The organism is Bradyrhizobium liaoningense (genome assembly GCF_018130955.1).
GTDB lineage: Bacteria > Pseudomonadota > Alphaproteobacteria > Rhizobiales > Xanthobacteraceae > Bradyrhizobium > Bradyrhizobium liaoningense_C.
This window is the reverse complement of record NZ_JAFCJM010000127.1, coordinates 1-5,325: the sequence shown is the minus strand read 5'-3', so window position 1 is coordinate 5,325 and position 5,325 is coordinate 1. Positions and strand designations below refer to the sequence as shown.

The 5,325-nt window shown below is 58.3% G+C and carries 4 protein-coding genes and 2 pseudogenes; 4 read left to right on the top strand and 2 right to left on the bottom strand.

The window, feature by feature from the left end:
- Positions 1-30: 30 nt before the first annotated feature.
- A complete protein-coding gene (locus tag JQ632_RS38835) occupies positions 31-303 on the bottom strand; it encodes a recombinase family protein (RefSeq protein WP_212407997.1) in 273 nt (90 codons plus the stop codon).
- Positions 304-1,123: 820 nt separating this feature from the next.
- Between JQ632_RS38835 and JQ632_RS39940 the strand changes: the two are divergent.
- From JQ632_RS39940 to JQ632_RS38820, 4 genes and pseudogenes are all read left to right on the top strand, one after another.
- Positions 1,124-1,558: pseudogene (locus JQ632_RS39940) on the top strand (class I SAM-dependent methyltransferase); the annotation flags it as partial.
- An 81-nt stretch (positions 1,559-1,639) separates the two neighbouring features.
- Positions 1,640-1,792 (top strand): annotated as a pseudogene (locus JQ632_RS39935) (carboxyl transferase domain-containing protein); the annotation flags it as partial.
- 44 nt (positions 1,793-1,836) lie between these two features.
- Positions 1,837-2,112, top strand: a complete 276-nt coding sequence (locus JQ632_RS38825) for a hypothetical protein (RefSeq protein ID WP_212407995.1) — start codon at positions 1,837-1,839, stop codon at positions 2,110-2,112.
- Between the two features lie 114 nt (positions 2,113-2,226).
- Positions 2,227-2,430, top strand: coding sequence for a hypothetical protein (locus JQ632_RS38820; RefSeq protein WP_212407994.1), 204 nt, complete (start codon positions 2,227-2,229; stop codon positions 2,428-2,430).
- A 186-nt stretch (positions 2,431-2,616) separates the two neighbouring features.
- Here the strand turns inward: JQ632_RS38820 and JQ632_RS38815 are convergent, their stop codons facing one another.
- The gene (locus JQ632_RS38815; RefSeq protein WP_312015711.1) at positions 2,617-3,144 is read right to left on the bottom strand and encodes an RNA ligase family protein; all 528 of its coding nucleotides are present in this window, start codon (positions 3,142-3,144) and stop codon (positions 2,617-2,619) included.
- Positions 3,145-5,325: the final 2,181 nt, after the last annotated feature.

Genomic DNA, 5,325 nt, shown 5'->3' with positions numbered 1-5,325 from the left:
ATTTGCTGGCAAATTAATCAGCAAAGCATCTCACGTTCGAACATGATCTAGGAAGGCGGCCCTCACCGGGTGCTTACGCTTCAATCCGTCGCGGTTCTTGAGATGAAGACCGCTCTCGCCCTCGTCGCGGTAGGTCCGGACAATCGTCAGGTTGTGGGCGTGGGCAAAGGCCGCAATGACAGTGGCCTGATTTTCAATCGAATACTGCTGCCGCTCGGTCGACATGCGGACGTATTGGGCCGCGCGTGACGCGAGCTGCGTTCTTGGCAACTGAGCCTTATGAACCACGAGCGCGTTGACCATCGATCAAGCCCGGGTTGTCACCGGAGGGGATCAAACGCCCCGGCCGGTCGATGGGCAAGACGAAATGCCGTAAGCTTGAGGAATTGTTTCCAAATGTTTCTGATTGTGATAGGGGAGTTACACAAGCAAAAAGAGTAGCGGCGGAGCCGTCAGTGAATTTCATACAGAAGGTGAGGCGTAAGCTGTTTCCGCCTACCGAGGTAATTGAAGGTTACGAAAACCCCGAACTCGTTGAGACGATCTTTCGGAAGACCGCGAGTTGCGTGCCCGTAGGCGAGTGGCCACTCGTCGCAGGCGTCAAGACGGTGCTCGACTTCGGAGGCGGCGCTGGCATCCACTACAAGATTGCCCGCAAGCAATCACCGGACATTCGCTGGGCTGTGGTGGAAACGTCCGCCATGATGCGGCGAGCGCGGGAATTGGCGACCAACCGGCTGATGTTCTTCGATGAGATCGCGAAGGCGGTGGATTGGTTGGGTGAGATCGAGTTGATGCACTCGAACGGAGCGATTCAATACGTTCCGGACGCGATAAAGACGATCAGGGCGCTGTGCGCAGCGCGACCCGCGACGATGATATGGCACAGAGTGCCCATCACGGACGGCATCGTCGAACCGGAAATCCAAAGGTCCTTTCTCAGTGATAACGGGCCAGGCCTGGAGGCCACCGGTAGAGATAGCTTGTCAGGTATGCGCGACACTATATCTCGGGAGACGCGTTCGTCGCAGCTCATGAGAGCTATCGTGTCGCCGAGCGTGCGGCCGATCCGGGCGAGCGCGGGACACAGCAATTCCGCTTTACAAGGCATTAGGCGGAATCGATGTCTAGTCTCGCTCTCACCTTCGATCGTTCCGATGACATATCCAAGCTGGAAGGCTGCAACACGCGTGGGATCGCCTATCGCTGGGACATCTTCGCGACATACCTTGCCATCGTGCTGGCCGGTGCTGAAGTGCTGGACTTTGGAGCCGGCTCACTTAGGGAAAGCTTTGACCTTGTCCAAAGAGGGTTCAGCGTAACGTCAGTCGACGTGAGCGCCGAGACGCTGAACGAATACAAGCGCAAATACGATTGGCCGGCCGATGGCAGACATCGCTTGATCGCAAACCTCGATCTCTTCGCCGTTCTCAACGGACTCGGAAGCCAATACGCTCTGATTACAGCTTTCGACGTGCTCGAGCATCTCGCAGATCCTGTTGCTGCGCTACAGGAACTGGCAAAGCACCTGCAGGACGATGGTCTGATGCTCGTAACCGTTCCCAACGGGTGGTCGCTGTTCGAACTCGCTTTCAGGACTGACCTGATGATCGCGCGTGCTACCGGTCGAGAATTGCCGCCGATGCGGCCGATCGTCGATGCCGTCGTCGACAAGGGCTCGTTCTTCGAGGTCGCCAGCAATTTTGGCAAGCCGATCATCGTGGGACTGGCGCGGCTCGAGCGCAGGGCGGTGATGGTGCTCGCCAGCGATCCCTTCCATTATGGCGGCTCGGCGAGCCGCATTTGCAATGGCACTCTCCCGGGCAATGGAGACGATTGATCGAACGATCAGGGCTTTCGATTGTCGACCACGACATGCAGATCGGCTTTTTTGCCAACACGGTTGCGGCGCTCGTGCAACTTCCCTTAGTAATCGGCGGACGGGTGGCCCGAAAGCTCGGCATCAAGAACGATGCGCTTGGGTTGGCTGAGCGTATCGTCGCGGGGGGCCGCAGGCTCGAGCAATGGACTTCCTGGATAGACACACCAAGCTGTTGTTCGAAAGCTTGTATGGCTGGAATTTGTTTGTGTTACGAAAGCCAGCCCACATGAAGTGTAATGGCGCGCTAGCACTGTGGCTCGAACTCTTGGGTTGTCTGGGCCACTCGCCAGAGTTGATCGAGGTTGGGGCATGCCAGCCTATGGCTGGAGCATTGAGAGGAGACATTGCCGGTCCTGCTCAAGCTGACGCTGGTTGGCCCGAAGCCTCTCAAGCTCGGCTTGGGCTTTATTCAGATCAAGCTGCTGCCGCTTGAGTTCGACAATTTGCGCCTCAAGCTCCGCCAGTTGCCGTTCTCCGTCGACGACTGCGCGTTCGATTCGCCTCAATTCATCGAAAAGCGCGTCCCCTTGCATTTCTCCGCTCGTTAGTGACGAGGCAAGATGTGCCTGCTTAACGTAGACCGAAGAGCGAAAGAACGGCGACAATCACAACAATCAATCCAACCAAGTAAATGAGACCATTCATCGAGAACTCTCCTTCACCAACGATCTGCCATAGCCTAACCTTACAGTTTGCCACTTGTTCCCGATGTGAGGGGCGTTGCTAATTGGGAGTCAGTCGAACGCGTCCATCACCCGACTCATCGCCGGGTGCTTTCTGTTCTTCACCTTGACCCAGTGCGGCTGCCGGCCGCCGCGATAGGCGCGGTCGCGCCACTTCGAAACGATGCCCTCGAGGCCCATGTTGCAGGCGGCACGGAATAAGTCCGGTCCGATGTCGCCGGTTTCGAACGGTGCCTCGAAGATGCCGTCCGTCCGACCGCGTAGCAGGCGATCGAGGTTGGCTTTGCGCATCGAGAGCGGCAGCGGCCGCAGATCCTCGCCGTCGAGTGCAAGGCAATCGAAGGCGTAGAGCTGCACGTCCTGGTCGAGCTTGCGCGAGTGCAGGACGTTGAAATCGGAGACGCCATCGACGCCGAGGATCACGGCTTCGCCGTCGATCACGAACTGCTTCTGCCGGTTCTTCAGCGCGGCCTCGACAATCCGGGGATAGCGCTCCGTCCAGTCATGACCATTCCGGGTGATCAGCCGGACGCGGTCGCTGTTGCGCTCGACGCGAAGGCGATAGCCGTCGTACTTCACCTCGTGAATCCACTCGGCCCGTCGGGGACAGTCTTGGCGGCGGTGGGAAGCAGGAACTCGAAGGGGCTGCGCATGCCACAGAAATAGGGTGTCGCGCGATCAATCGCTCTGTTCAATAGTGAACAGAACTCCGCCTGCTAGGTATGCCTTAGTACCTGACCACCGCCCGGCCCGCGGCATCCACCGGTGATGAGAAACGCCTACTTGCGCTCTCGCCTCCCCAGGCATGGAAAGGAGCGCGGCATGTTCAAACGGCGTCGTTTAAAGCAGCACCTCACTCTTCAAGATCGATTGTCGGCTTGGGTCAAACAGGTCCAAGCACAAGCCGCTGCGCTCCCCCCGGTCCGGAACGTGAGGTGCTGATCAAGAAGGCAAGACAGGCCGAGGTCGCGTCCCGTCTGGACGATTGGGGCAGATCGCCGGTCTACAGCCGCCAAAGTAAGGCAGCTGGATCTATAATTTTCACCAATCGCTACAAACGTCCCGAGTACGAATCTCCCCTTGCTCCGGCACGTCCTAACGAGTGGTTAAGGAGCGGACGATTAGCATGTTCCCGTTTTTGACTGTCCAGTCGGTAAGGGACGAAGGACCTGAACAGCATGAAGGACCTCAGGACAAAATTGGACAAGCTGCGAGCCGATGCTTCAGATTTGGCTCTCATGAGTGGGCAGGCTGCAGACGCAGAAACGCGGGCACTGTTCGGACGCCTGGCGGATGAGCTCGCAATAGAGGCGCTTGAGCTTGAGCAAGTGGTCAACCGGAGGAGTGGGTGCTCAGGTTCGTTTGATACGGAGAAGATCGTAAAGTTGAAAGCCGGACCAGGCCGGGACTGAGGTGTGAGTCCACGATGCACCTCGATAGGCGCACATGGCTGCCGGTGAAAACAACGTAAACTGGGAACCCGCGATCAATCGTCCTCCGGCGGATAGTCCGGCACGAGGCCTCGCGGCATTGCGGGCACTGCGTTAGGGTCGGCTGGATCAGTCCTGTTGCAGACCGGACATGGTGCGCCGGCGCCGGCGCAATTACACGCCCGCTTGCCCAGCCAAGGGCGATCAGGATGATTTTCACAGACCCAGCGGACACCATCGCAACGCGCGCAAAATCTCATGCCCGATCTACGTTCCGCGAACAAACAAGGTTCCTTGAAGCTCGCGTCGCGTCCACTGCGAGGCTAGAACGATTTAATTTTCTAGCCGCGGAACGACTCTCGACTGAGCCAGTCGATTCCGTGCTCTCGGCGGAAGAAGCCTCAAACCCAGCCACGCCGTGAGAAAACCTTCACACAAGGTTGGCGGCCTCGGCACCCCTCTCGCTGAGGTCGCTTGTCGTAATTCTCTCGCTCGCGCCCCGGAGCGCTATGCACGAGCGGATGCAAATACGTGTACCCGCCGAGAGCCCCAGCAAGGCGCTGCGCTACTATTCCCGAGCAGCTAACATGGGTTCGACTGCCCATTAGTGTGGTGCGACTTGCTCTATGTAAGTGCGTGCCACCGCCGCATTTGCCAGATTTCCCCGCCGGCCAGCGCCGGCCAAACCTTTAAATAAAAAAGGAGGGGGCTGCCCATGCGTCCCGACCCCCGCGCGCATAATGTCGTTGTTCTTCACGAACGCCTTGAAGCGCTCACTTCTCAACTTGCCGAGCTGGAAGACTTGCGAGTGCGAGTGTTTGTGGCCGAGCACAAGATAGAGAGAATTGGAGGGAAACGCGAGCGCGGAAAGCAAAGATCGCTCCGGTCGACGATCTTTTCTGCTGTGGCAGCTACAGGACATGACTAGCGGCCTAGGGAACAATTTCGGTCACTGTGAATGTTGAATCATTTGCATTTGCAGGCGACGATGATGAGTCAGTATGTAGAGGCGCGAAGCCACCCGCCGGGGCCTTTTCATGCTCGGGGCGGCAGATCAGGAGCGATATCGCCGCCTGTCTCCTCGCCGACGGCACGCTCCACTTCAGATGCGAGCGCACTCAAGTGCTCGGCCAATCTGGCAAATAATTCTCGCTTCTTAGGATCAGTCGCTAGATCGCGAATGAGGGCACACTCGGCGGCGCCGATCGTACGCTTCCGGCGAAGGCCCCGGCTAGGGCTGTTTCTGGCGGAAGGCGATCGCGCTATGCGGCGTGGGCGACGTTCTGAGATCGCCAATTCCAGGGCATGAGTTCGTCAATGCGCTTGGCGG